Genomic DNA, 25,594 nt, shown 5'->3' on the forward strand with positions numbered 1-25,594 from the left:
GGTGCCGCGGTGACGATCAGAATTCTGCCGGCCGTCGGCGACCCCGACGCCGCCCGCTCCCTCGACGGGCTGCTCGGTCAGCTGCCCGGCGTGGAGCCGTCGGCTCCGGTGGGCGACTCGACCCAGCTGCTCGACACCCTCGCCGCACTGGCCGCCGCCTCCCTGGAGGAGCTGCCGGAGGTTGTCCTCGTCCATGAACGCATCGGCCCGGCGCCCGCGCTGGAGGTGATCCGGGAGATCGCGCTGCGGTTCCCGGCGGTGGGTGTGGTGCTGGTGACGGCGGACGCCGGGCCCGCGCTGTACTCGGCAGCGATGGACGCCGGGGCCCGCGGTATCGCCGGGATACCGCTGTCGTACGACGAGTTGGCGGCCCGGGTGCACGGTGCCGCGCAGTGGGCCGGCGGGGTGCGACGCCATCTCGGCGGCGGCGGGGACACCCCGGCCACCGGCCCCGGCGGACGGCTGGTCGCGGTGACGGGCGCCAAGGGCGGTGTCGGCACCACCGTGACCGCCGTACAGCTCGCACTCGCCGCGCGGGCCGCGGGCCGTACGGTCGCCCTCGTCGACCTCGACCTCCAGTCCGGCGACATCGCCTCCTACCTCGACGTCCAGTTCCGCCGCTCGATCGCCGACCTGGCGCAGATCACCGATATCTCGCCACGGGTCCTCCAGGACGCGGTCTTCACCCATCAGACCGGTCTGGGGCTGCTGCTGGCGCCCGCCGAGGGCGAACGCGGCGAGGAGGTGACCGACCGCACCGCCCGGCAGGTCATCGCCGCGCTGCGGTCGCGGTTCGAGCTGGTCGTGGTGGACTGCGGCACCCAGATGACCTCGGCGGGCGCGGCCGTGGTCGAGACCGCCGATGTCGCGCTGCTGGTCACCACCCCGGACGTGGTGGCGGTCCGCGCCGCCAAGCGCATGGTGCGGCTGTGGGACCGGCTCCAGGTGCGCAAGGCGGAGGACACGGTCACCGTCGTCAACCGCCACACCCGGCAGGCGGAGATCCAGCCGCAGCTGGTCGCGCGCGCCACCGGCACCACGGTGGCCCGTACGGCGATCCCCGCCGGGTTCAAGGAGCTCCAGCCCGCCGTGGACTCCGGCCGGATGCAGGACCTGGACGCCAAGTCGGCCGTCAAACAGGCGCTGTGGGGGCTGGCCGGGGAACTCGGCCTGGTCGACGCGGCGTCCGCGGGAGCGAACGGCGGTGGCCGCCCGGGTGGCCGTCGCGCCGCTCACCGGGGCGGCCACGCGGCCGGATCCGGTGAGCGCACCCTGCCGGGGCTGCGGCGGCGCCGTGCCATAGGGGCGGGCGGCGCGGGGGGTTCGGACGCGGGCGGTTCAGGTGGTTCCGGCGGCGCGGGCGGTTCGGGCGCGGGCGCCGGGGCGGGTACCGGGCCGGAGGCGCTGGGCGAGGTCCCGCCGTCCTCCACCGGCTCCTTCCTCCGCAAGCGCGGCGACCGCGGTCAGGTCACGGTCGAATTCCTCGGCGTCCTTCCGCTCGCCCTCATCGTGCTGGCGGTGATCTGGCAGTTCGTCCTCATCGGCTACACCTACTCCCTGGCGGGCAACTCCGCCGACAAGGGCGCCCGCGCGGGCGCCGCCGCCAACGGCGGCCCGGCCGCCTGCCGGTCGGCGGCCGAGAAGGACATCCCGAGCGCGTGGCGGGGCAGCTCCTCCATCTCCTGCGGAGCCGGTGCCGACGGTGTCTTCACCTCCACGGTCAACCTGAAGGTCCCCCTCCTCTTCCCCGGCGCCGCCGACTTCCCCTGGACGGTCACCGGCACGGCGGGCGCGACCGACGAATCCGACCTGGCGGCCGGCGATGAGTGACCACACGCCGCCGCCCCGCCCTGGCGGTTGGGCCGCTGTCGGGCCACGGCGGCCCGGCAGTGACAGGGGATCGGCGTCCATTGAGTTTCTTGGGTTTCTGCCGGTGCTGCTGATCGTCGCGTTGGCCGCGGTGCAGCTGGGGCTCGCCGCGTACACCGTGCAGCAGGCCGGGACCGCCGCGCGGGCCGCGGCGCGGACGGCCTCGCTGGACGAGCCGCGGAACAGCCCCGCCGCGGCCGGGCAGGCCGCCATGAGCGGCTGGCTGGCCGACGGGGCCGACGTCAGCAGCGGTGGCTGCGGGGGCGGGCAGGCGCGGGCCACCGCCAGCGTGGAGATCCCCTCGGTGATCCCCGGGTTCGACTTCGGCAGCGCCCGGCGGAGCGCCACGATGCCCTGCGACGACGGTGCCGACAGTGCCGACGGCCCGGCCGGACCGTCGGGCGGGGGAGGAGGCCGATGAGCCTGCGGGCCCGTATCACCGCGCCCGAGCGGCCCGGTGAGGGAGAGGGGCGCCAGGACGGACATCTGGTCTCCGTCTACCGCGCCAAGCTGCTCGAGGAGATCGACCTCGCGGAGATGTCCTCGCTCGCCGCCGCCGAGCGCCGCTCCCGGCTGGAGCGGGTGCTCGGGCACATCATCAGCCGTGAGGGCCCGGTGCTGTCCACCGGCGAACGGTCCCAGCTGATCCGGCGGGTGGTGGACGAGGCGCTGGGGCTCGGGGTGCTCGAACCGCTTCTGGAGGACGCCTCGATCACCGAGATCATGGTCAACGGACCGGACCAGATCTTCGTCGAGCGGGCGGGCCGGGTGGAGCAGGTGCCGGTCCGGTTCGCCTCCGAAGAGCAGCTGATGCAGACCATCGAGCGGATCGTCTCCACGGTCAACCGCCGGGTGGACGAGTCGAATCCCATGGTCGACGCGCGGCTGCCGTCCGGGGAGCGGGTCAACGTGATCATTCCGCCGCTCGCGCTGACCGGCGCGACCCTCACCATCCGCCGCTTCCCCCGCGCGTACACCCTGCACGAGCTGATCGGCATGGGCACGCTGGACGAGCAGATGCTGCTCCTGCTGTCCGCGCTGGTGCGGGCGAAGTGCAATGTGGTCGTCTCCGGACCCACCGGTTCCGGAAAGACCACGCTGCTCAACGCCCTCTCCGGGCTGATCCCGGACGGCGAGCGCATCATCACCGTCGAGGACGCCGCCGAACTCCAGCTCCAGCAGACGCATGTCATCCGGCTGGAGTCCCGGCCGCCGAACGTCGAAGGCAAGGGCCGGATCACCATCCGCGATCTGGTCCGCAACTCGCTGCGGATGCGCCCGGACCGGATCATCGTCGGCGAGGTGCGCGGCGGTGAGACGCTGGACATGCTCCAGGCCATGTCCACCGGTCACGACGGCTCGCTCGCCACCGTCCACGCCAACAGCGCCGAGGACGCGCTGATGCGGCTCCAGACCCTCGCCTCGATGTCGGAGGTGGCCATTCCGTACGAGGCGCTGCGCGACCAGATCAACAGCGCCGTGGACTGTATCGTCCAGCTGGTCCGGCACGCCGACGGATCGCGGCGGATCAGCGAGATCGCACTGCTCGACAGCCATGGCCATGAGGAGTACCGCATCGCCACCGTCTGCCGGTTCGACGCCGAGCCGATGGCGGCGGACCGGGTGGTGCACGGCCGGTTCGGCTACTTCCCGCTGCCCGAGCGGATCGCCGGGCGGCTGCGGATGGCGAACGAGCCGGTGCCGCCCGCGTTCGGGGTGGCCGCCTTCCCGGCCCAGCTCGCCACCCGCGGCGCGGTGTTCGACCGGTCCGGGTACGACCCGAGGGAACGGAGGTAGCCGGGCATGGACCGTCTGGCGACGGTGGCGCTCGGCGCGACGCTGGTGTGCGGCGCGCTGGGGATCGCGGGGGCGCACGCGTACACCCGGGGCAAGGAGCAGCAGCGGGCCCTGATCGACCGGCTGTCGGACTCCGGCCCGCAGGTGGTGTCCGGCCGTGCACGCCGCTTCACCGGACTCGACCGGCGGCTGCGTACGACCGCGGCGGGCAACAGGCTGGCGCTGCGGCTCGCGGCGACCGGCCTGGAGCTGACGCCCGGGGAGTTCGTGATGTACACGGCCGCGGCGGCGGCCGGGCTGTGGGTGGTGGCGGCGTCACTGCTCGCGGCGTTCTTCGGACCGATCGCCGCGGTGATCGCCGTCTGGGCCGCCTTCGCCTACCTCAACTGGCAGCGTCAGAAGCGCATCGAACGCTTCATCAACCAACTGCCGGAACTCTCCCGGATCCTGGCCAACGCCACCCAGGCCGGGCTGGCGCTGCGCACCGCGCTGGCGATGGCGGCGGACGAGATGGAGGCCCCGGCCGGAGAGGAACTCGCCAAGGTCGACGCCAAACTGGCCGTCGGCCACTCGATCGACGACGCGCTGGAGGAGCTGGCGCAGCGGCTGCCCTCCCGGGAGCTGGTGGTTCTGGTCACCACACTGGTGCTGTCCAACCGGGCGGGCGGTGCGGTGGTCACCTCGCTGCGCAACCTCACCCAGACGCTGGAGGAGCGCAAGGAGACGCGGCGTGAGGTCCGCACCCAGCTCTCCCAGGTGACCGTCACCGCCTATGTCGTCCCGCTGATGGGCATCGGGACGCTGCTGCTGATGAACAGGATCTCGGCGGGTTCGCTGGACCGGATGACCTCGTCCTTCTGGGGCCAGGCCGCGGTGGTCGTGGCCTTCGTCCTCTACGGGATCGGCTTCTTCCTCATCCGTCGTATGTCGAAGATCGACGTCTGAGGGTCCGGCGTCCAGGGCCGGAGGGCCGGAAGGGAAGAAGGGCGGACGATGGCAATCGCACTGCTGCTCGCGCTGGCGGCGGGGCTCTCGGTGGCGGGCGTCGCCTATGGCGTCGCGCTGTACCGCAGCGAGGCGAAACTGCCCGCGGACCTGGCGGTGGCGCTGGAGGTCGGCGCGACACGCACCACGGTCGTCGGCTCGGCCGTCGACCGGCTGGGCATGCGCTACGCCCCGCTGGTGCTGCGGCTGATGGGCGAGAAGCGGGTGGCACGGGTGCGCCGCCGGATCGATCTGGCGGGCAATCCGGGCGGGTTGACGGTCGACCGCTACGCCGCCCGGCGGGCGGTCTACGGCGGGCTCGGGTTCGGCGGCGCGCTGGTGATGCTGATGAAGGGGCAGGTCCTGCTGGCACTGCTGCTGGTGGCGTTCGGTCTGTTCTGGATCGAGGTGGGCATCTGGGCGGCGGTCCGCGAGCGCAGGGACGCGATCGAGCGGACACTGCCGGACTTCCTGGACGTCCTGGCGGTCGTGGTGAGCGCCGGGCTGAGCTTCCGTCAGGCGCTGGACCGGGTGGCGGAGAAGTACGAGGGCCCGTGGGCGGATGAACTCCGCATCACACTTCGGCAAATGGACATGGGGGTGAGCCGCCGTCAGGCATTTGAGGAACTGCGCAAACGCAATGACTCGGAGCAGGTCGCACAGTTCGTCACGGCCCTTCAGCAGGGGGAGGAACTGGGCGCTCCGATCGTCGAGACGCTGATCGCCATCGCGAACGACATGCGCCGTACGGACGCCCAGAACGCCCGCCGCCGCGCGGCCCGCGCGGTGCCGAAGGCGACCATGGTCATCACCACCTTTATGGTGCCGGGGACGATGGTGCTGCTCGTGGCCGGGTTCTTCATCGGCTCCGGTACGGATTTCGGATCGGTCACCGGGGACTGACCTGCCAATTGCCGCAATGCCCTTCGCGGTTGCAACGGGGTGTGGGACAGTCGTCGGGTGACGGCTCCCCGGGCCGGGAGGGGGTGAGACGGATGAGCCGTGGCAGCCGCGGCGCGAGGACGCGATTCGAACGCGGGGCATCGGGAAGGCAACGGAGCGTGAGGCACTGTTCTCCGGCCGGTGTTTCGGCGTACTTTGCTCCTGTCGCGAGCGACGCCACGGGGGTTGTGCCGCCGGACCAGAGTGGGACGGCAACCCATGGAGGGGAACACGATGGGGAAGCGTGCTGTGGGGAACGACCGGGGGCAGACCTCGATCGAATACCTGGGAATCATCGCCGTGGTGGTGGCCATCGTCCTGGTCCTGTCGACCACGGACTTCGGCAGTGTGATCGCGAATGCGATCTCCGACAAGATCGCTCAGGTCGTCGGCATCTGACCGGCCCCATGACCGCCCGCAGAGACCTCAGAAGCGACGCCGGGCAGGCATTCCCCATTTACCTCACCGCCGTCGCGGGGCTGCTCTTCCTGGCGCTCGCCCTCTTCGCCGTGGGCCAGGCGGGTGCGACGCGCAACGGCGGACAGACCGCCGCCGACGCCGCGGCGCTCGCCGCGGGCCAGGACTACCGCACCCAGTTGCGCAAGGCCTTCCTGAAGGCGATCGCGGACGGCAGCGCCTGGGACGACCTCCTGAACGGCCGGGGGCTAGGCGTAGGGGACGCCTGTGAGCAGGCCGGGTGGTTCGCGGGGAAGAACGACGCGGACGTGACCGGCTGCGTCCCCGGCTATCTGCCCACCTCCTTCACGGTCACGGTCAGGACGCGCGAGCCCGTGGGCGACACCGTCATCCCCGGCACCGAGAGCCAGTACGCCAAGGCCAGGGCCAAGGCGGTGGTCACCCCGCGCTGCACCGCCTCGCCGACGCCCACCCCCGATCCCACGACCGAGCCGCCCGACGATGACGACGAGGGCGATGAGCACGGTGAGGACCCCGAGGACGACAAGCCCGTCGCCGATCTCCGGTGCGAGGGCGAGGATCTGACGATCGATCCGGCGCATCCGGACCTCTTCCCCGACGCCAAAGAACTCTTCTCCGTGCACCTGGCCGATTGACGAGCAGACCCACGCGTACCCGAGTAGCCGAGTGAAGGACAGCGAGCGATGAGCATGCGGCATACGACGAAGGCCCGGAGGGGGGCTGCCGCGGCGGTGCTCGTCGCGGGCTTGGCCCTCGCCGTGGCCGGATGCGGAAGCGGTGACGACGGCGACGGGAAGAAGCCCGACGACGGCTCCCAGAAGTCCACCGCGGCCAAGGACGACGGGCGCGACGAGCAGGAGCCCGCGGCGGAATCCTCGAAGTCCATCGGTGAGATGAAGGGGCCGAAGGACATCGTCATCACCCTGCACTCCGCGGTGCGCGACGGCGGGGGCTTCGTCACGGTGAGCGGTACGGTGACCAACCACGGCGACATGCTGTTCACCCCCGTCGACTGGCGCTCGCCCGAAGCGGAGCTCGCCACCTCCCGCTCCTCCCTCTCCGGCGCCTCCCTGGTCGACGAGGCGGGCAAGAAGCGCTACTTGGTGCTCCGGGACACCGACGGCCAGTGTCTGTGCACCACCGGACTCTCCGGAATCAAGCCCAATGAGAGCCGCCCGGTGTTCGCCCAGTTCCCCGCCCCGCCCAAGGACGTCAAGGAAGTCGACTTCCAGATCCCCACGATGCCGTCCGTCAGCGTCGAGCTCTCCGGGTGAGCCCCGCCATGACGACCCGTCCGCCCCGGCCCGCCGCCGCGCGCTACGGCCCCGTCCTCGCCGTGCTGGCCTGTGCCGCGCTCTGGGTGACCGCCGTACCCGTCCCCGAGGCCCGGGCCGACACCGGCCCCGGCGCGCCCGCGGACACCACACCGCCGGTCAGGGTCGACGCCAAGGACCCCGATCTGCGGATGCCGGAGGGGGCCAAGCTGGCGCCCGGACGGGTCCTGGACATCAAGTCGGTGGTGGAGACGGACAACGGTGACGAGCGGCGCGAGGACACCAACGCCAAGGTGAAGTTCGCCCTCCAGGCCGAGGTGCTCTTCGGCAAGGACAGCGCCAAGCTGAGCGGTGCGGCCACCTCCCGGATCAGGGAGATCGCCGGGGAGGCCGAGAAACAGAAGGCGAAGACCGTCCGGGTCTTCGGCTTCACCGACAACCTGGGCTCCTCGGCCCATGGCGACGCGCTGTCGAAGAAGCGGGCCAACGCGGTGCAGCGCAAGCTCTCCGACTCCCTCGACGCCTCCGTCAGCTACGAGATCCGCGGCTACGGCGAGCAGTATCCGATCGCCGACAACTCCACCGAGGAGGGCCGCCGGAAGAACCGCCGGGTCGAGGTGAGCTTCCCCCGTACGGGCTGACCGGCCACCGGGCCGCCGACCGCCCCCGGCCGCGGGGCCCGCCGGTAGCGCATGATGGGGGCGTCCAGCACCGCCCGCGGGCGTCCGCCGCCGCCCGTACGCGGTCCGTCAGGAGCCTTGCGGGGAGTCCGCCCTGAGCACCGTCGTCACCGCATGCCTCGCCGCCGTCCTGCTGCTGGGAGTGCTGGCGTTCGCCGTGGTACGGCCCCGGGGGTGGCCCGAGGCCGTCGCCGCCGTGCCCGCCGCCGCCCTGGTGGTGGCCGTCGGGGCGGTCTCGCCGTCGCGGGCGTGGGCGGAGACCCGCGATCTGCTGCCCGTCGTCGGCTTCCTGGCGGCCGTGCTGCTGCTGGCCCAGCTCTGCGCGGACGAGGGGCTGTTCGACGCGGCGGGCCAGGCGGTGGCCCGGGCCTGCGCGGGACGGACCGACCGGCTGCTGGGCGGGGTGTTCGCGGTCGCGGCCGTGGTCACCGCGGTGCTCAGCCTGGACGCCACCGTGGTGCTGCTGACCCCGGTGGTGTTCGCCACGGCGACCCGGCTCGGCGCCCGGTCCCGGCCGCATGTGTACGCCTGCACCCATCTGGCGAACTCCGCGTCCCTGCTGCTGCCGGTCTCCAACCTCACCAATCTGCTGGCCCTGGAGGCCAGCGGGCTGTCGTTCACCCGGTTCGCGGTGCTGATGGCGCCCGCCTGGCTGCTGACCATCGCCATCGAATACCTCGTCTTCCGCCGGTTCTTCGCCGCCGACCTGGCCGCCGGGACCTCGCGTCCACCGCCGGAGTCCTGGCCGCGGGTGCCGCGGTTCGCCCTGACCGTGCTGCTGCTGACCCTGGCCGGGTTCGTCGGCACGTCCCTCGTCGGCCTCGATCCGGCGTGGGCGGCCTGGGCGGGCGCGCTCGTCCTGGCCGTCCGGGCGCTGCGGCGGCGTACGGCCACGGTGCGGGGGGTGATCGGTGCGGCGGGGCCGCTGTTCTGCCTCTTCGTCCTCGCGCTCGGGGTGGTGGTGCAGGCCGTGCTGGCGGGCGGTCTCGAGGAGTGGCTGGCCCGGCTGCTGCCCGGCGGTACGGGGCTGCCCGCGCTGCTCGCCGTCGCCGCGGTCGCGGCCGTACTGGCCAACCTGATCAACAACCTGCCCGCGGTACTGGCGCTGCTGCCGATCGCCGCCGAGAGCGGGCCGGGACCGGTGCTCGCCGTGCTGATCGGGGTGAACCTGGGCCCCAACCTGACCTATGTCGGTTCCTTGGCCACGCTGTTGTGGCGGCGTATCGTCCGCCACCACGACGCGGACGCCGACTCGGGCCTGGGCGAGTTCACCCGTCTCGGGCTGCTCACCGTGCCCGCCACGGTGGTTGCCGCGACCGTGGCCCTGTGGGCGATGCTGACGACCACCGGAGGCTGAACGAGCCGTGATCGCGCTGATCTGGATCACCGAGGGGACCTGGCGGTCCACCGTGGACGCCGCCCGCGCCCAGCTGCCCCCGGGCGGCGCCGCCGGGGAGCCCGAGATCCGGCTGCTGTACGTCACCGACGACCAGATCGCGGGCGCCGCCCACGCCGCCTTCGCCGGGCTGCTCGGCCGTGGCCACCCCGAGCGCGACCCCGGCGACCGGATGGAGGAGCTGGGCCGGACCGCGGCGGCCGAACTGCTGGAGGCCGCGGCCGTCCGGCTGGGCCGCCCCGCCGTCCGGCTGCACCGCCACGGCCGGGTCGAACAGGAGGTGGTCCATGCGGCCGACGGCGCCGACCTGCTGATCTGCGCCCGGGACGGGGACCGCGACCGCCTGGGGCCGCACAGTCTGGGGCATGCCACGCGCTTCGTGGTCGACCACGCGCCCTGCGCCGTTCTGCTGGTGTGGCCCGCCCCGGCGCCCGGTCTGGACTCGCTGCCGCCGCACCCGGGCTGACGCGCGCCCGCGCCAACGAGCGGAACCGCCGGTCGGTGAGGACCGGTCGGTGAGGACCGTTCAGTGGGACCGGTCGGTCAGGACTCGATCCAGTTGTGGGCCTGGGCCAGTTCGACGATCCGCCGACGGACCTGCTTGATCTGGTCGGCGGTCAGGCTGCCGCCCACCTCGACCAGGGCCTCGGTCAGCTCACTGCGGAACTCGGCGGCCGAGAGCACATCGCACATGGTGTCGTCACCGGTGTCCGGGCCCGGCGCCCGCACCACGGACGGTCCGGCGGCGCGCTCGACGATGCGGACCTCGGACGCCTTGGGACCCTTGTCCCCGTACTCCGGGACGAACTGCACCTTGGATCCGGGCTGGAACAGGTGCTTCTCGTCCAGGAGGTCATTGGCGTGCATGAAGACGTCCTCACCGCCGTCGTCCGGCGCGATGAAGCCGTAGCCGCGAAACTCGTCGAACCGCAGAATCTTGCCCGTCGTCGTCAACGTGCTACCCCTACCCCTGTACCTCTACCTCGTCGCCCTCGATCTTGGTCGAGGGATGTGTCCCCACCATGACACGAGCGCTCAGCGTAGCGAAGGCGGGTGGGCCGGAGAAGGGCCGGGCAGCACCGTGACCCGCGCCCCCGGGCGCAGTCCCCAGCGCTCCATCGCACCCGCCTCGGCCTCCAGGACATGGCGGGCGCGCAGCCGGGGCCGCCCCAGTCGGCCGGGGCGCAGGGTGTGCACGGCCAGCACGGTCAGCCGCCGGTCGAGATAGGCGATGTCGAGGGCGAACCGCATCCGGAAGGAGTGCACCCCGCTCGCCGGGGTGAGCAGGATCGCGCCGGTCAGCCCGTCGCGGCCGAGCAGCCCACGGGAGCGGGCCCGCCAGGAGGCGGCGATCAGCAGCGGGACGCCGTCGGCGCCCCCGGCCACCCGCAGGGTCCCGGTGCCGTCCCGCAGTGCGTCCGCCCCTTGCGGTCCGTGCCCCATACCGCGCCCCTTTCCGCCCCTGCCGTGCAGTGTTCCACCCGAGGTGCGCTTCCGTAGGCTCGGGCCGTGCATCCGCTGCTGACCGCCCTCGCCGCCGTGTACGGCGCGGCCGCCGGGGCGCTGGTGCCCCGTCCCCTCTACCGGCTCGCCGTCGAACCCGACGAGCCCTGGCGCTCGGTATGCCCGCGCGGGCACACCCTCATGGGTCCGGGCCGCGGCTGGCTCGGCCCCGCCCGGTGTCCGGACTGTGGCGGCGCGTGGGGCGGCCGGCGTGGTACGGCGGCCGCGGTGGTCCTCACCGCGGCCGTGTGCGCGGCGCTCACTGCGGCGGTCGGCGCCCGGCCGGAGCTGGCGGTGTGGCTGCTGCTCGCCCCGCTGGGGGTGCTGCTGGCCGGAGTGGATCTGGCGGTGCACCGGCTGCCGGACGTGCTCACCCTGCCGATGGCGGCGGGGGCCGCGGCGCTGCTCGGCGCGGCGGCACTGCTGCCGCACAGCGCCGGGTCCTGGCCGCGGGCGCTGCTGGGCGGGGCGGTGCTGGGCGGGGCGTATCTGGTGCTGTTCCTGATCAGCCCGAGCGGGATGGGGTTCGGCGACGTCAAGCTGGCGCTGACGCTGGGGATCGCACTCGGCTGGTACGGCTGGGACGTGCTGCTGGTCGGTGCCCTCGCCGGGCTGCTGCTGGGCTCGCTCGCCGCCGCGGCCCTGGTGATGACGCGGCGGGCGCGGCGCGGGACGGCCATGGCGTTCGGCCCCTGCATGATCCTGGGGGCGTGCGCCGGGGTGGTACTGGGGGCCCTGGGGGCCGGATGACATCCGCGCCGCGCTGATTGTCACCCCCGTCGATGCATGGACATCCCCTCACGAAGGGTTATGGTGGAAGCCCCCCCCTCGGGCCGGTCCGTACTCCCCCCCACGGACCGGCCCGCTCTATTGCGGGGCCTCCGGGGTCCGGCGGGCGGTTGTCCGCCCCACCGAACCGACAGAGATGATCACCGAGCGTTACGAATCGCTGCGGGCCGCCCAGATGTTCACGCCCTCGGTGGTCTGTGCGAGGGAATCGATTTCGGCCAGCTCCTCCGTGGTGAGGGCGGGCCCCTCCAGCGCGGCGACATTCGCCTCCAACTGCCGCACACTGGACGCCCCGCCGAGCGCCGAGGTCATCCGCGGATCCCTCAGCACCCAGGTGAGGGCGAGCTGGGCCAGTGTCTGGCCGCGCCGCCGGGCGATCGCGTCCAGTCCGCGCAGCCGCCGCACGGTGTCCTCGGTGAGCAGCGCCGGATCGAGCGACTTGCCCTGGGCGGCACGCGACCCCTCGGGGACGCCCGCCAGGTACTTGTCGGTCAGCAGCCCCTGGGCGAGCGGTGCGAAGCAGATGCAGCCCATGCCCTCGTCCTCGAGGGTGTCCAGCAGCCCGTCGTCCTCGGTCCAGCGGTTGATCATCGAGTACGAGGGCTGGTGGATCAGGGCGGGCACCCCCAGCTCGCGCAGGATCCGGGCCGCCTCGCGGGTGCGGGCGGCACTGTAGGAGGAGACGCCCGCGTACAGCGCCTTGCCCTGCTGGACGGCGCTGGCCAGGGCGCCCATCGTCTCTTCGAGCGGGGTGTGCGCGTCGAAGCGGTGGGAGTAGAAGATGTCGACGTAGTCGACGCCCATCCGGCGCAGCGAGGCGTCGAGGGAGGACAGCAGGTACTTACGGGAGCCCCATTCGCCGTACGGGCCGGGCTGCATCCGGTATCCGGCCTTGGTGGAGAGGATCAGCTCATCGCGGTACGGGCGGAAGTCGCGGGCGAAGATCTCACCGAAGTTCACCTCCGCGGACCCGGCGGGCGGACCGTAGTTGTTGGCCAGGTCGAAGTGGGTCACCCCGAGGTCGAAGGCGCGGCGCAGGATGGCGCGCTGGGTCTCGCGCGGGGTGTCGTCGCCGAAGTTGTGCCACAGGCCGAGCGAGAGGGCGGGCAGCAGCAGACCGCTGCGGCCGGTGCGCCGGTAGCTCATGGCGTCATAGCGGCTCTCGGCGGCGCGATACGGGGCGTGGATGTCGTTCACAGGGCGTCGTCCCAGGTCCGGGGGTGGGAACAGGTGACCCTATACCGCTTGTCCGGGGCGCGCGGCGGCCGGGAGAGGCGAGTCCGTGCGCTGCCTTACCCTCCCGGTCACCGCGCGCCCGGGTTAGCCAGCCCCGCCGCCCCGCAGTAGTGTGTCGGCCTTGGGGCGGACTGCCATGGCGAGCCATGCGAGGCACTGAGGGGCTGGAAGACGTGAAGTTGCGCGACCTGGTGTACGGGCTCTACGCACGCCGGGTGGAAGGCCGCCTCGACCATGACCAGGTGCCCAAGCACATCGGCGTCATCCTCGACGGCAACCGCCGCTGGGCCCGCGCGGCGGGCGGTACCACCGAGCAGGGCCACAAGGCCGGTGCCAGCAAGATCCAGGAGCTGCTCGGCTGGTGCAACGAGACGGACGTGGAAGTCGTCACGCTCTGGATGCTCTCCACCGACAATCTGGACCGCCCCGAGGCGGAACTGGTACCCCTGCTCGCCATCATCGAGGACGCGGTGCGCGACCTCGCGGCCGACGGCCGCTGGCGGGTGCACCACGTGGGCAACCGCGATCTGCTCCCCTCCCGCACCCAGACGGTGCTGAAGGAGGCCGAGCAGGCCACCGAGCACATCGACGGAATACTGGTCAACGTCGCCATCGGCTACGGCGGTCGGCAGGAGATCGCCGACGCGGTGCGCTCGCTGCTGCTGGACCACGCCAGCCGGGGCACCAGCTTCGAGGAGCTCGCCGAGGTCGTCGACATCGACCTCATCTCCGAACATCTGTACACCCGCGGTCAGCCCGACCCGGACCTCGTCATCCGCACCAGCGGCGAGCAGCGCCTCTCCGGCTTCATGCTCTGGCAGAGCGCTCATTCGGAGTATTACTTCTGCGAGGTTTTCTGGCCCGCCTTCCGCAAGGTGGACTTCCTCCGGGCGCTGCGCGACTACGCGGCCCGGCACCGCAGGTACGGCGGCTAGTCCCCTTCACCGTCAGCACAGTTCACCGGCCGGGGCCGGACGCCGCAGGGTGTCCGGCCCCGGCCGTCGTGTGACGCTCCGGTTCCACAACGTTCATATACGTGCCGTCATATGCCGTTGCATGGCTCCGCACGTTCGAGGGAATATCCCTTGCAGGTCGACGCCCCGTCCCGGCGGACAGCGGGGACTGGGCATCGTCGGATTGCCAGCGGACGGCATCGGGCCGTTCGCCCGGGAGGCCCTTTGCACACGGACGACTGTGCGGATCGTGCGTATGACGCGGAGGGCCGGCGCACGGCCTTCCGTGGAGGGCTGAGCCCGGTCCGTCCCCCGTCTGTGACGGGGAGACCCCACTCCCGCGACGCCGTCGCACCCCGACCTCTCCCGAGGGGGTTCGTCCACCCGTGGTGACAAGCGCAAAACGCCGCGAGCTTGACCGGCGCACCTACGTCCTCGACACCAGCGTCCTGCTGGCCGATCCAGGCGCCATGGCCCGCTTCGAGGAGCACGAAGTCGTGCTGCCCGTTGTCGTGGTCACGGAGCTGGAGGCCAAGCGGCACCATCCGGAGCTGGGGTATTTCGCCCGGCAGGCACTGCGCCTGCTGGACGAGTACCGCATCCGGTACGGCCGCCTGGACGCTCCGATCCCGATCGGCGAACTGGGCGGCACCCTGCGTGTCGAGCTCAACCACTCCGACCCCGGTGTCCTGCCGGCCGCCTTCTTGAACCATGGCGGCCGGGTGGGGGACAACGACTCGCGGATCCTCGCGGTCGCCAGAAACCTCCAGGCCGAGGGGTATGACGTCACCGTCGTCTCCAAGGACCTCCCACTGCGCATCAAGGCGTCCTCGGTGGGCCTGCTCGCCGAGGAGTACCGCGCGGAGCTGGCGATCACCGACTCCGGCTGGACGGGGATGGCGGAGCTCGCCGTCTCCGCCGAGCAGGTGGACGACCTGTTCGCCACGGAGACCGCGTATATCCGCGAGGCCGCCGAACTGCCCGTGCACACCGGGCTGGTCCTCCAGTCCGAGCGCGGCAAGGCGCTGGGCCGGGTCACCCCGGACGGGCAGGTACGGCTGGTCCGCGGTGACCGCGAGGCGTTCGGCATCCACGGCCGCAGCGCCGAGCAGCGCATCGCGCTGGACCTGCTGCTCGATCCGGAGGTCGGCATCCTCTCCATGGGAGGCCGGGCAGGTACGGGCAAGTCGGCGCTGGCGCTGTGCGCGGGTCTGGAGGCGGTCCTGGAGCGCCGGCAGCATCGCAAGGTGATGATCTTCCGTCCGCTGTACGCGGTGGGCGGGCAGGAGTTGGGCTATCTGCCCGGCAGCGAGGCGGAGAAGATGAGCCCCTGGGCTCAGGCGGTCTTCGACACGCTGTCCGCGGTGACCAGTGCCGAGGTGATCGAGGAGATCGTCGGGCGCGGGATGCTGGAGGTGCTGCCGCTCACCCATATCCGCGGGCGTTCGCTCCATGACGCCTTCGTGATCGTCGATGAGGCGCAGTCCCTCGAACGGAACGTCCTGCTGACCGTTTTGTCCCGCATCGGGGCCAACTCCCGGGTCGTTCTCACCCATGATGTGGCACAGCGGGACAATCTCCGCGTCGGGCGGTACGACGGTGTGGTGGCGGTGGTCGAAAAGCTCAAGGGCCACCCGCTGTTCGCGCATGTCACCCTCACCCGCTCCGAGCGGTCGCCGATCGCGGCACTCGTGACCGAAATGCTGGAGGACGGCCACATCTGAGTCGATAGCGGCCGGTTGGGACCGGCAGGGGCGACAGGACGCCGCGCGCAATGGCCAAGAAGCCTAGCCGCGCGGCGTCTTGCTGCGCGGGGATTTCCAGAAATCCCTGGGCGTAAACGAGGTGTGAGCTTTCACACCCAGCGGGGAATTGCCTCCGGGCATCCGCGTCCGGCAGTGTGTGGGTCCTGTCAGGCCCCGCATACGGCACTCAGGTACCCCCAGCGGTACCGAACCACAGCAGCACCAGAACTGAAGAGCGTTCGCCGTATGCCGCCCGAGCACCTCCGGATCCTCCCGCGGGAGGATCCACCGGGCCCGTGCCTCCCGTGACCAGCCGACCCCGCCGAGCACCACCAGGGGGCGGAACAAGGGGAAGCCAGCGCCAGGGGCACGATTGGCGCCCGCGAGGTCACCTAAGCGGGCGATGCTGGAAGGAAACCGAGTGAGCCGGATTTCGGTCCGGGGATTCGCAGTGGCCTCGGCCACCGCGGTCACCACTGTGGGCGCCGTTGTCGGTGTCGCCGCGGGTGGCGAGCAGCAGCAGGGCTCGTCCGACCCGATCGAGGCGACCGCCGCTGACGCGACGCTCCTCGCGGACATACCCGCCGGCCAGCAGGCCGTGGCCCAGGGCGCGTCCCTGGCGCAGCAGGCTGACGTGCAGTCCACCGCCGCCGACGCGGAGGCGAAGAAGTCCGCCGAGGAAGCCGCCCGCAAGCAGGCGGCCAAGGACGCGAAGGTCAAGAAGGCCGCCGCGGACAAGGCAGCCGCCGAGAAGCTGGCCAAGGAGCGCGAGGAGAAGAAGCAGGACGTCGCGAGCCGTTCGGCGGCGCGTGACGCCGGCGACATCCCCAAGCAGGCCTCGTACACCATCGCCGAGACCAAGGCGATCGCTCGCCAGATGATCCCCGGCGAGCAGTTCCAGTGCTTCAGCAACATCGTGGACCACGAGAGCGGGTGGAACTACCAGGCCACCAACGCCTCGTCGGGTGCCTACGGTCTGGTCCAGGCGCTGCCGGGTTCCAAGATGTCCTCGGCCGGTGCCGACTGGCAGACCAACCCCGCGACCCAGATCAAGTGGGGTCTGAACTACATGAACGAGCGCTACGACAGCCCGTGTGGCGCCTGGTCGTTCTGGCAGGCCAACAGCTGGTACTGAGCGGAGTCGGCCGCATGGCCGACACCGACCATCACGCTTCGCGAAACCCCCGGCCGCACCCGGTCGGGGGTTTCGTCTGTCCTCAGCCGGTAACGTCTGCACGACGGCAGAGGCAAGACGGCAGAGGCAAGACGGGGGTAGGGAAAGACACATGTCCAGATTGCCAGAATGGGTGGGCAGGCTGGGGGCCGGACTGACCCGGCTCGCCACCCGCCTCGAAACCCAGCAGGCCGCCGCCTCCGGTGCCGACGAGGGTGGCGCGAGCGCCTCCGGTACCAGCGGTTCCGGTACGGGCGGCTCCGGGGGGTCCGGCACCTCCGCGAGCGCCGCCGCGTCGTCATCGTCCGGTACGAGCGGCTCCGGTACGGAGGAGGGCGGAACCGCCCCCGCGGAACAGGCCGTCAGCGTTCCCGCGCCGCCCGCCTACGCGCCCGCCGTCACCGCCAGACCCGATCCGGTGGCCACCGTGCCCTGGGGTATGCGGGTCGCCGCCGAGGCCGGATGGCGGCTGCTGGTGCTCGCCGGCACGGTCTGGGTGCTGATGCGGGTCATCAGCTCCATCCAACTGGTGGTGCTCTCCTTCACGGTGGCCCTGCTCATCACCGCGCTGCTGGAACCGACCGTCACCCGGTTCCGCAACCGTGGCGTCCCCCGAGGTCTGGCGACGGCCATCACCTTCATCGGTGGCTTCGTCGTCATGGGGCTTGTGGTCTGGTTCGTCGTCTGGCAGGTGATGGAGAACATCGACGAGGTCTCCAGCAAGCTCCAGGACGGTATCGACGATCTGCGCCGCTGGCTGCTGCACAGCCCGTTCCATGTGACCGAGGCTCAGATCAACCATGTCGCCAAGTCACTGCGCGAGGCGGTCGGCGCCAACACCGAGGAGATCACCTCGGCCGGTCTCGAGGGCGTGACGGTCGTCGTCGAGGTGCTGACCGGCATTCTGCTGACGATGTTCAGCACCCTGTTCCTGCTCTACGACGGACCGAAGATCTGGAACTGGACGCTCAAGCTGGTCCCGTCCGCCGCCCGTGAGGGCGTGGCGGGCGCGGGGCCCCGGGCCTGGGCCACCCTGACCGCCTATGTGCGCGGCACGGTGCTGGTGGCGCTGATCGACGCGATCTTCATCGGGGTCGGGCTGTTCTTCCTCGATGTGCCGATGGCGGTGCCACTCGCCGTCTTCATCTTCCTGTTCGCCTTCATCCCGCTGGTGGGTGCGGTGGTCTCCGGTGCGCTGGCGGTGGTGGTCGCGCTGGTGACCCAGGGCGTGTTCACCGGGGCGATGGTGCTGCTGGTGGTGCTGGCCGTACAGCAGATCGAGGGCCATGTCCTCCAGCCGTTCATCCTCGGCCGGGCGGTGCGGGTCCATCCGCTGGCCGTGGTGCTCTCGGTCGCGGGCGGTTCGCTGATCGGCGGGATCGGTGGCGCGGTGGTGGCCGTGCCGCTGGTGGCGGTGGCCAATACGGTCGTCGGCTATCTGCGCGCGTACAACAAGGAGAACGCCCTGCGTGCCGTGCCCGGACCACACGGTGCCACCGCCGTCCGGGTGGCGCCCACCGCGCCGCCCGGGGCCGCGCCGCCCGGGGAGGCCACCGGGGGCAAGGGCGAGGAGTAGGTCCGCTCGGCCCAGGACATACGAGGGGCGCCCCACCGCCGTGGCGGTGGGGCGCCCCTCGTCGTACGCGCTGCTCGGCTCAACCGTTCGCGGCGAGCGTGGCCTCGGCGTCCACGGTGGCGCCGACGGCCTGGAGCACAGAGGCGATCTTGACGGCCTCCTGGACCGTCTCGCGGTCCACGCCCGCCTTGCGGAGCACCTGCTCATGCGAGTCCAGGCACATACCGCAGCCGTTGATCGCCGATACGGCCAGCGACCACAGCTCGAAGTCGACCTTCTCCACACCCGGGTTGCCGATGACATTCATCCGCAGACCCGCGCGCAGGTTGTTGTACTCCGGGTCGGACAGCAGATGCCGGGTCCGGTAGAAGACGTTGTTCATCGCCATGATGGCGGCGGCCGACTTGGCCGCGGTGTACGCCTCCGGCGACAGGTTGGCCTTCGCCTCCGGCTCCAGCTCCGCCAGCACCCGCGGCGAACGCGAGGCGATCGCGCAGGCGAGCACGGTGCCCCACAGCTGCTGCTGGGGCAGCTCGGAGTTGCCGATCACCGAACCGAGGTTCAGCTTGAGGTCCTTGGCGTAGTCCGGAAGCGCGGCCTTCAGTGTGTCGAGTGCCATGGCCGGATCACTCGCCGGAGAGGAGCGCGACCGGGTCGAGGGTGTCCTCGCCCTTGCTCCAGTTGCACGGGCACAGTTCGTCGGTCTGGAGGGCGTCCAGCACCCGCAGGACCTCCTTGGGGTTCCGGCCCACGGAACCGGCCGTCACCATGGTGAACTGGATCTCGTTGTTCGGGTCCACGATGAAGACGGCGCGCTGCGCGAAGCCGTCCTCGCCCTCGATGCCGAGGTCGCGCATCAGCTCGTGCTTGGAGTCGGCCAGCATCGGGAAGGGCAGGTCACGCAGGTCGGCGTGGTCCTTGCGCCAGGCGTGGTGGACGAACTCGGAGTCGCCGGAGAAGCCGAGGATCTGCGCGTCACGGTCGGCGAACTCGTCGTTCAGCTTGCCGAAGGCGGCGATCTCGGTCGGGCACACGAAGGTGAAGTCCTTGGGCCATGCGAAGACGACCCGCCACTTGCCCTCGTAGGACTTGTGGTTGATCTGCTCGAACTCCTGACCGCTCTCCAGCGAGACACAGGCGGTCAGATCGTACTGGGGGAACTTGTCACCAACGGTGAGCACGCGCTCTCCTTGCAGCTTTCGGGTAGGAAGCCCTGTTGATCTGGGATTCCATGGGGTTGGACGGTTCCCACCCTGGCACAGCTAGCATTGATCAGTGAAATAGCTAGACTCGGTGATGTTGATCGGAGGTGGTTATCAGTGGCCGTACCTGTCACTCCTGGCAAGCCGAGACAGCCCAGCCTGTCCCAGCTCAGAGCCTTCGCCGCGGTCGCCGAGCAGCTGCACTTCCGGGATGCCGCGGCCGCCATCGGGATGAGCCAGCCCGCGCTGTCGGGTGCCGTCGCCGCCCTGGAGGAGTCGCTCGGGGTGCAGCTGCTGGAGCGTACGACGCGCAAGGTGCTGCTCAGTCCGGCGGGGGAGCGGCTGGCCGCCCGGGCCCGCACGGTGCTGGAGGCGGTCGGCGAGCTGATGGAGGAGGCGGAGGCAGCCCGCGCGCCGTTCACCGGGGTGCTGCGGCTCGGTGTGATCCCGACCGTGGCGCCGTATCTGCTGCCGACCGTGCTGCGGCTGGTGCACCAGCACTACCCCAGCCTCGATCTCCAGGTGTACGAGGAGCAGACCTCCTCGCTGCTGGACGGGCTGGCGCACGGACGGCTCGATCTGCTGCTGCTCGCGGTGCCGCTCGGCGCCCCCGGAGTGGTCGAGCTGCCGCTCTTCGACGAGGACTTCGTCCTGGTCATGCCGCAGGACCACTGGCTGGGCGGACGCGGTGACATCCCGCGCGAGGCGCTCAAGGAGCTGGATCTGCTGCTGCTTGACGAGGGCCACTGCCTGCGCGACCAGGCGCTGGACATCTGCCGGGAGGCGGGCCGGACCGAGGGCGCCCCGGTGACCACCAGCGCCGCCGGCCTCGCCACGCTGGTGCAGCTGGTCGCGGGCGGGCTCGGGGTGACCCTGCTGCCGCGTACCGCGCTACGGGTGGAGACCGGCCGCGGCGACCATCTGACCACCGGCTACTTCGCCGACCCGGCGCCGTCCCGGCGGATCGCCCTGGCCATGCGCGCGGGCGCCGCGCGGACGGAGGAGTTCGAAACGCTCGCCTCAGCTCTGCGCGACGCCCTGCGCCCGCTCCCGGTGCGCATCACCCCGTAATGCGCACCGGCCCCTGTGCGGCTCCCGTGGCTATTCGGTGCGCAGCCCCTCCGGGCGCATCATGCGCCACAGCGGCGGCAGGCTGACCAGGGTCACCAGGACGATGACGCCCGCGCCCACGCCGGTCATCAGGGACAGGCTCGTCCAGTCCACGGTCCAGGGCTCGTTGACCATCTTCAGCAGCATCGTGCCCAGAGCCAGTCCGCCCGCGATCGACAGTGCGAGGCCCAGGACCACGGGGACGGCGGTCTGCCACAGCACCGACCAGCTGAGCGTGGCGCGACGGGTGCCGAAGGCCACCAGGACGGACAGCAGCCGCCTGCGCTCGCGCAGTTGCTCCAGCATCGAGACGATCATGCTGGCGCCGATGAGCAGCAGGGTCGCGGTGGCGCCGATGAACAGTGCCTTGCGGAGCGTCGCGAACTGGTTGGACTCCGAGGTGCTGGTCAGCGTGTAGACATCCATCGTCGGGGAGACCACCGCGCTGGTGTTGCGCGCGTACTCCTGCGCGTCCGGCACCTTCGGGTCGAGCCGCAGCATCGCCTGGGCGCTGGGATCGGTGAGCCGGGAGACATCGAAGGCCCCAGGGGTGGCCAGGACGCCGACGTTGTCCATGCCTCCCGGGTCGAGCTTCGTCTTCACCATCCTGGCCGAGCTCGGGACGGTCCACAGCCTCGGGTTCTTGGCCACCGGATCGCCGTCGTTGTCCAGCCGCAGATTGACCTGCGCACCGGGCTTGAGGAACGAGGGCTCATCCGGGCTGTAGAAGCTGGACTCGGCCACGAAGACATCGCCGTCGGAGCAGCGGCCGAGGTTGGCCATCTCGCGCAGGGTGGTGCAGTCGGCGACCGTGACCGCCTCTCGCGGGCTGTCCTCGGGCGCCTGCTTCTTCTTGGGGTGGCCCTCACCCACGTATCCCGTGGTACTGCCGAGCACCTGGCGCACGCCCTTGGTGGCGCGGTACTCGGCGAACGCGGCGTTGGCCTCGTCGCCGTTCTCGACCTGGAGGTTCGCGGCCATCTGGGCGCGCTGGGGGGACTCACCGGTGACCTTCGTCTGATGGTTCTGCACGGTGGCGAACAGCATCTGGATCGCGATGGCCCCGGCGACGGCGACGGTGATGCCGCTCACCGCCCGAGCCGCCGTCCCGCTGCTGAGCTGGAGCCGCCGGGTGGCCAGCTGCCAGGGCACCGGGCCCTTGCCGAATCGCTCGACCACGGCCTCGACCAGCCAGGGCAGCAGCGCCGTGGTGCCGATGAGCAGCAGCACCGCTCCGGCCGCCGCCTGGTACACCTTGACGTCGGTGCTGTTGCTGTTGACGCCGAAACCGCCCGCGAGCGGCACCAGCAGAGCCATGCCGAGCACCGGGAGCAGCAGCCGCCACCACAGCCTGCGCCGCCGGGGGGTGGCATGGCGCATGACGCCCAGCGGCTCGATGGCGATCCCGCGCAGCGCGACCAGCGTGACGAGCACGGCCGAGGCGGGCACGATGACCGCGATCAGCAGCGCCAGCGGCGCGGAGGGGCGGATGTCGGAAGCGAAGAAGCTGACGTCCCACAGGGTGACCGTGCTGACCAGCTCCCGTATCACCAGGAACAGCGCCCCGCCGGTGACCAGGCCCAGGAGCGAGCCGAAGAGCGATTCCCCGGCGGCGATCCGCCGGGTCATATGGCTGTCCGCACCCACCAGACGCAGCGCGGCCAGCCGTCGGTCGCGCCGCTCACCGCCGAAGCGCGCGGCGGTGGCGATGAAGATCATGACCGGCAGCAACAGCACCACACAGCCGACGATGACCAGCAGCAGCACCCCGGGATTCACCGGGCTGGACGAGCGCGGTTCGCCCCAGTGGTCGATGCGGTACCCCTGGCTGGGCTTGAACCTCGCGCGGTCGATCCCCGCGTAGTACCGCAGATCGGCCGGGCCGGACAGTCCGCTGTCGCCGATGGTGCCGATGACGCGGTAGGGCAGCCGCTGGCGGAGCAGGTCGTTGTCGGCGAGCAGGTTCTTCAGCGCGGGGGAGGCCCACATCTCACCGGGGGCCGGTATCCGGTCCACCCCCGGGGGCTTGGGCGGGCTGTTCCCGTCCGGCGCCAGCACCTTGCCGTCGATATCGTCCGAGTGGAACGTGGTGTTCGCGTCGCCGATCCGGAGGGTGTCCGACCCTGCCGGCACATCGTCGGTGAACGAGCGGGCCGCGTCCCGGCCCTGACGGAGGTCGTAGGCGGTGGGGACGGAGGAGGCGAGCAGCAGCACCACCACGCCGAGCCCCACCCCGACCGCCGTCATGATCGTTCTGGCCCAGCTCTCCCGGCCGCCGGTGACCGCGAAGCGGGCGCCCATGGTGAGATCGGCGGCCCAGCGGGCGACGGTGCCGCGCAGCGGTGGCTCCGACGGTTCGGTCACGGTCTCCCGGGCGGTCATCGGACGCCCGCCATGTCCCGCGCCTTGCCGTCGCGCACCACGACCTCGCGGTCGGAGTAGGCGGCGACCCGGGCCTCATGGGTGACCAGGACCACGGCGGCGCGGGTCTCCCGGGCCGCCTCGGTGAGCAGCTCCATCACCCGTTCCCCGTTCAGGGAGTCCAGCGCGCCGGTGGGCTCGTCGGCGAACAGCACCCGCGGGCTGGTGACCAGCGAGCGGGCGACGGCGACGCGCTGCCCCTGACCGCCGGAGACCTCACCGGGGCGCTTGTCGCGGACATCCGCGACCTCCAGCCGATCCATCCAGGACAGCGCCCGGGCCTCGGCCTCCTTGCGCTTCACACCGTTCAGCCGGAGCGGAAGCGCCACGTTCTCCACGCAGTTCAGCTCCGGGACGAGCTGGCCGAACTGGAAGACGAAGCCGAACTCGCCACGGCGCAGCCTGCTGCGCTCGGCGTCCGACATCGCGGACAGATCGCGCCCGCTGTAGTGGACCGAGCCCCCGTCCGGTTTGACGATCCCGGCCAGGCAGTGCAGCAGCGTGGACTTGCCGGAGCCGGAAGGGCCCATGACGGCGACGACCTCGCCGGGGTGGATGGAGAAGTGCGCGCCGTCGAGCGCGGGGGTGGGGCCGTACGCCTTGTGGAGGCCGTCGGCGATGAGGAGGGAGCCCGCGGGGGTCATGAACGTACCGCCTTGCTGAGTTGGCCGAGGCGGGCCGCGGTCAGCTCCAGCCAGCGCAGATCGGCCTCGAGATGGAACAGCGCGTGATCGCAGATCAGTTGGTCGCCGAGGTCGCCCGCACGCTTGCGCTGGGTCAGCTCGCGCATCAGCCGCAGATGCTCGGCGCGCTGGACGTCGAGCAGATCGCCCGCGTCGCGCCCGGTGAGCAGGGCGAGGACGACCTTGGTGTAGAGCACCGACTGGAGGTAGGGCTCGGGCTTCTCGGGCTGGGTGAGCCACTGCTCGACATCGGTGATGCCCGCGTCGGTGATGGCGTAGCGCTTGCGCTCGGGACCGCCGCCGTGCTCGATGCCGTCGACCTCGACGAGACCGTTCTTCAGCAGACGGGACATGGTCGAGTAGACCTGCCCGTAATGGAGCGGGCGGTCATGGCCGAATCGTTCGTCGAAGGCGCGCTTGAGGTCGTAGCCGTGGCGCGGGCCGGACTCCAGGAGCCCGAGCAGGGTGTGGCCAATGGACATGCCAGGAACTCTACACGATGGGTATACGCCGCGTGTATAGATACGGTGAATGGGACATCTGCGCAGGTCAGCGCGGTATGGAGGGTAAGGCTGCGGTGCAGTGGTCAGTCGGGCTCGCCGGGCGCCGTATCGCGCGCCGGACGGCCCCGGCGCGGGATCGGCCGCACCGTGCCCGGCAGTCGGCCGGCCTCCGAGAGCGCCTTGCGCAGCAGGAATTCGATCTGTGCGTTGGCGCTGCGCAGCTCGTCGTTGGCCCACCGGGCGAGGGCGTCGTGTACGGCCGGGTCGAGCCGCAGCAGCATCTGCTTGCGCTGCTGCCGCGGCCGGCGCGGCTGCCGTTCGGGCGGGCCCTCCGGCTCGGCGGGCTCCGCGGGGCGCTCGTACTCCGTCACTGGTAGAGGGTGCCGGTGTTGAGGACGGGCTGCGGCGAGCGGTCCCCGCACAGCACCACCATCAGATTGCTGACCATCGCCGCCTTGCGCTCCCCGTCCAGCTCCACGATCTCGTCCTCGGTGATCCGGGCGAGTGCCGCCTCGACCATGCCCACCGCGCCGTCCACGATCTGGCGGCGCGCGGCGACCACGGCGCCCGCCTGCTGCCGCTGGAGCATCGCGGAGGCGATCTCCGGAGCGTAGGCGAGGTGGGTGAAGCGCGACTCGACAATGCGCACACCGGCCGCCTCGACCCGGGCGTGCAGCTCTGCGGCCAGCTTCTCGGTGATCTCCTCGGCATTGCCGCGCAACGACAGACCGTCCTCGTCATGGGCGTCATAGGGGTACTCGATGGCGATATGGCGCACCGCGGCCTCGGTCTGGGTGGCGACGAACTCCAGGAAGTCGTCCACCTCGAACATGGCCTGCGCGGTGTCCTCGACCTTCCATACGACGACCGCGGCCAGCTCGATCGGATTGCCGTACGCGTCATTGACCTTGAGCACCGCGGTCTCGTGGTTGCGTACCCGGGTGGAGAGCTTCTCCCGGCTGGTGAGCGGGTTCACCCAGCGCAGACCGTCGGTGCGGATGGTGCCCCGGTAGCGGCCGAAGAGCTGGACGACCCGGGCCTCGCCCGGCGCGATGGTGTTCAGTCCGCACATCGCGATCACGGCGCCGAGGGCCACCAGGATCCCGGAGACGATCAGCGCGGTCGATCCGGCGCCCTTGTGCTCGGAGGCGACCGCCGCCCCGGCGAAGATCAGCCCGGCCCCGGCCGCCAGTCCGGCCAGACCGCCCAGCAGGGCGAGGCCACCGCTGACGTCATGGGCGGGCCGCTCCCGTATCCGGGGTTCGGCGAGGGGGGCTGTGGTGGTGGTGTCGGACATGGCGGTCCCCGTGTTCTCTCGA

The 25,594-nt window shown here is 71.3% G+C and carries 27 protein-coding genes; 17 read left to right on the top strand and 10 right to left on the bottom strand.

The genetic code is table 11. The features are described from left to right. Positions 1–9 precede the first annotated feature (9 nt). From AB0C66_RS02640 to AB0C66_RS02690, 11 genes are all read left to right on the top strand, one after another. Positions 10–1,830 (top strand): P-loop NTPase, encoded by a 1,821-nt coding sequence (locus AB0C66_RS02640; RefSeq protein WP_362431894.1) that lies wholly within the window; start codon positions 10–12, stop codon positions 1,828–1,830. Beyond that, a complete protein-coding gene (locus AB0C66_RS02645; protein ID WP_362431896.1) occupies positions 1,823–2,290 on the top strand; it encodes a TadE family protein in 468 nt (155 codons plus the stop codon). Before AB0C66_RS02640 ends, AB0C66_RS02645 begins: the two co-directional genes overlap by 8 nt. After that, a complete protein-coding gene (locus tag AB0C66_RS02650) occupies positions 2,287–3,666 on the top strand; it encodes a CpaF family protein (RefSeq protein WP_362431899.1) in 1,380 nt (459 codons plus the stop codon). Before AB0C66_RS02645 ends, AB0C66_RS02650 begins: the two co-directional genes overlap by 4 nt. Before the next feature lie 6 nt (positions 3,667–3,672). Beyond that, complete coding sequence (locus AB0C66_RS02655; RefSeq protein ID WP_362431902.1) at positions 3,673–4,611, top strand: type II secretion system F family protein; 939 nt, start codon at positions 3,673–3,675, stop codon at positions 4,609–4,611. 48 nt (positions 4,612–4,659) lie between these two features. Next, positions 4,660–5,553, top strand: coding sequence for a DUF5936 domain-containing protein (locus tag AB0C66_RS02660; protein WP_362431904.1), 894 nt, complete (start codon positions 4,660–4,662; stop codon positions 5,551–5,553). Between the two features lie 273 nt (positions 5,554–5,826). Continuing rightward, complete coding sequence (locus tag AB0C66_RS02665; protein WP_362431906.1) at positions 5,827–5,991, top strand: hypothetical protein; 165 nt, start codon at positions 5,827–5,829, stop codon at positions 5,989–5,991. 8 nt (positions 5,992–5,999) lie between these two features. After that, a complete protein-coding gene (locus AB0C66_RS02670; protein ID WP_362431907.1) occupies positions 6,000–6,665 on the top strand; it encodes a pilus assembly protein TadG-related protein in 666 nt (221 codons plus the stop codon). Positions 6,666–6,713: 48 nt separating this feature from the next. Next, entirely contained in the window at positions 6,714–7,304 is a 591-nt protein-coding gene (locus AB0C66_RS02675) for a hypothetical protein (RefSeq protein WP_362431910.1), read from the top strand. A gap of 8 nt (positions 7,305–7,312) precedes the next feature. Beyond that, complete coding sequence (locus AB0C66_RS02680; protein ID WP_362431912.1) at positions 7,313–7,945, top strand: OmpA family protein; 633 nt, start codon at positions 7,313–7,315, stop codon at positions 7,943–7,945. Positions 7,946–8,078: 133 nt separating this feature from the next. Continuing rightward, positions 8,079–9,341, top strand: coding sequence for an SLC13 family permease (locus AB0C66_RS02685; protein WP_362433323.1), 1,263 nt, complete (start codon positions 8,079–8,081; stop codon positions 9,339–9,341). 7 nt (positions 9,342–9,348) lie between these two features. Continuing rightward, positions 9,349–9,846 (top strand): universal stress protein, encoded by a 498-nt coding sequence (locus tag AB0C66_RS02690; RefSeq protein ID WP_362431913.1) that lies wholly within the window; start codon positions 9,349–9,351, stop codon positions 9,844–9,846. A 77-nt stretch (positions 9,847–9,923) separates the two neighbouring features. Here the strand turns inward: AB0C66_RS02690 and AB0C66_RS02695 are convergent, their stop codons facing one another. Both AB0C66_RS02695 and AB0C66_RS02700 read right to left on the bottom strand, forming a co-directional pair. Next, complete coding sequence (locus AB0C66_RS02695) at positions 9,924–10,334, bottom strand: cold shock domain-containing protein (RefSeq protein ID WP_362431916.1); 411 nt, start codon at positions 10,332–10,334, stop codon at positions 9,924–9,926. Positions 10,335–10,415: 81 nt separating this feature from the next. Further along, on the bottom strand, positions 10,416–10,823 hold the full coding sequence (locus AB0C66_RS02700) for a DUF192 domain-containing protein (protein WP_362431918.1): 408 nt from the start codon (positions 10,821–10,823) through the stop codon (positions 10,416–10,418). A gap of 66 nt (positions 10,824–10,889) precedes the next feature. Here AB0C66_RS02700 and AB0C66_RS02705 point away from each other — a divergent pair, with 66 nt between their 5' ends. Beyond that, positions 10,890–11,633 (top strand): A24 family peptidase, encoded by a 744-nt coding sequence (locus AB0C66_RS02705; protein ID WP_362431920.1) that lies wholly within the window; start codon positions 10,890–10,892, stop codon positions 11,631–11,633. Positions 11,634–11,822: 189 nt separating this feature from the next. Here AB0C66_RS02705 and mgrA read toward each other — a convergent pair whose 3' ends face one another. Continuing rightward, on the bottom strand, positions 11,823–12,869 hold the full coding sequence (gene mgrA, locus AB0C66_RS02710; RefSeq protein WP_362431923.1) for an L-glyceraldehyde 3-phosphate reductase: 1,047 nt from the start codon (positions 12,867–12,869) through the stop codon (positions 11,823–11,825). Between the two features lie 212 nt (positions 12,870–13,081). Between mgrA and AB0C66_RS02715 the strand changes: the two genes are divergently transcribed. From AB0C66_RS02715 to AB0C66_RS02730, 4 genes are all read left to right on the top strand, one after another. Beyond that, positions 13,082–13,843: an isoprenyl transferase gene (locus AB0C66_RS02715; protein ID WP_362433326.1), complete on the top strand. Its 762-nt coding sequence runs from the start codon at positions 13,082–13,084 to the stop codon at positions 13,841–13,843. 404 nt (positions 13,844–14,247) lie between these two features. Further along, complete coding sequence (locus AB0C66_RS02720; protein WP_362431925.1) at positions 14,248–15,585, top strand: PhoH family protein; 1,338 nt, start codon at positions 14,248–14,250, stop codon at positions 15,583–15,585. A 424-nt stretch (positions 15,586–16,009) separates the two neighbouring features. After that, the gene (locus tag AB0C66_RS02725) at positions 16,010–16,741 is read left to right on the top strand and encodes a transglycosylase SLT domain-containing protein (RefSeq protein ID WP_362431928.1); all 732 of its coding nucleotides are present in this window, start codon (positions 16,010–16,012) and stop codon (positions 16,739–16,741) included. 151 nt (positions 16,742–16,892) lie between these two features. Further along, entirely contained in the window at positions 16,893–18,356 is a 1,464-nt protein-coding gene (locus AB0C66_RS02730; protein WP_362431931.1) for an AI-2E family transporter, read from the top strand. Positions 18,357–18,435: 79 nt separating this feature from the next. On the opposite strand, the gene AB0C66_RS02735 is transcribed toward AB0C66_RS02730, so the two are convergent. Then, on the bottom strand, positions 18,436–18,975 hold the full coding sequence (locus tag AB0C66_RS02735; RefSeq protein ID WP_362431934.1) for an alkyl hydroperoxide reductase: 540 nt from the start codon (positions 18,973–18,975) through the stop codon (positions 18,436–18,438). A 7-nt stretch (positions 18,976–18,982) separates the two neighbouring features. Then, positions 18,983–19,537: a peroxiredoxin gene (locus tag AB0C66_RS02740; protein ID WP_362431936.1), complete on the bottom strand. Its 555-nt coding sequence runs from the start codon at positions 19,535–19,537 to the stop codon at positions 18,983–18,985. Positions 19,538–19,675: 138 nt separating this feature from the next. On the opposite strand from AB0C66_RS02740, the gene AB0C66_RS02745 reads away from it, so the two are divergent. Then, complete coding sequence (locus AB0C66_RS02745) at positions 19,676–20,629, top strand: hydrogen peroxide-inducible genes activator (protein WP_362431939.1); 954 nt, start codon at positions 19,676–19,678, stop codon at positions 20,627–20,629. Positions 20,630–20,659: 30 nt separating this feature from the next. Here AB0C66_RS02745 and AB0C66_RS02750 read toward each other — a convergent pair whose 3' ends face one another. The 5 genes from AB0C66_RS02750 to AB0C66_RS02770 form a co-directional block, all read right to left on the bottom strand. Continuing rightward, positions 20,660–23,050, bottom strand: a complete 2,391-nt coding sequence (locus tag AB0C66_RS02750; protein ID WP_362431942.1) for an FtsX-like permease family protein — start codon at positions 23,048–23,050, stop codon at positions 20,660–20,662. Next, a complete protein-coding gene (locus AB0C66_RS02755; protein WP_362431945.1) occupies positions 23,047–23,733 on the bottom strand; it encodes an ABC transporter ATP-binding protein in 687 nt (228 codons plus the stop codon). Before AB0C66_RS02755 ends, AB0C66_RS02750 begins: the two co-directional genes overlap by 4 nt. Beyond that, complete coding sequence (locus AB0C66_RS02760; RefSeq protein WP_362431947.1) at positions 23,730–24,254, bottom strand: PadR family transcriptional regulator; 525 nt, start codon at positions 24,252–24,254, stop codon at positions 23,730–23,732. The genes AB0C66_RS02755 and AB0C66_RS02760 overlap by 4 nt, the downstream gene beginning before the upstream one ends. Before the next feature lie 104 nt (positions 24,255–24,358). Further along, on the bottom strand, positions 24,359–24,556 hold the full coding sequence (locus tag AB0C66_RS02765) for a hypothetical protein (protein ID WP_362433329.1): 198 nt from the start codon (positions 24,554–24,556) through the stop codon (positions 24,359–24,361). A gap of 86 nt (positions 24,557–24,642) precedes the next feature. After that, positions 24,643–25,572: an SPFH domain-containing protein gene (locus tag AB0C66_RS02770; RefSeq protein WP_362431950.1), complete on the bottom strand. Its 930-nt coding sequence runs from the start codon at positions 25,570–25,572 to the stop codon at positions 24,643–24,645. Positions 25,573–25,594: the final 22 nt, after the last annotated feature.

Origin of the sequence: Streptomyces sp. NPDC048636, assembly GCF_040650655.1 — a bacterium.
In the GTDB taxonomy this organism is placed as follows: domain Bacteria; phylum Actinomycetota; class Actinomycetes; order Streptomycetales; family Streptomycetaceae; genus Streptomyces.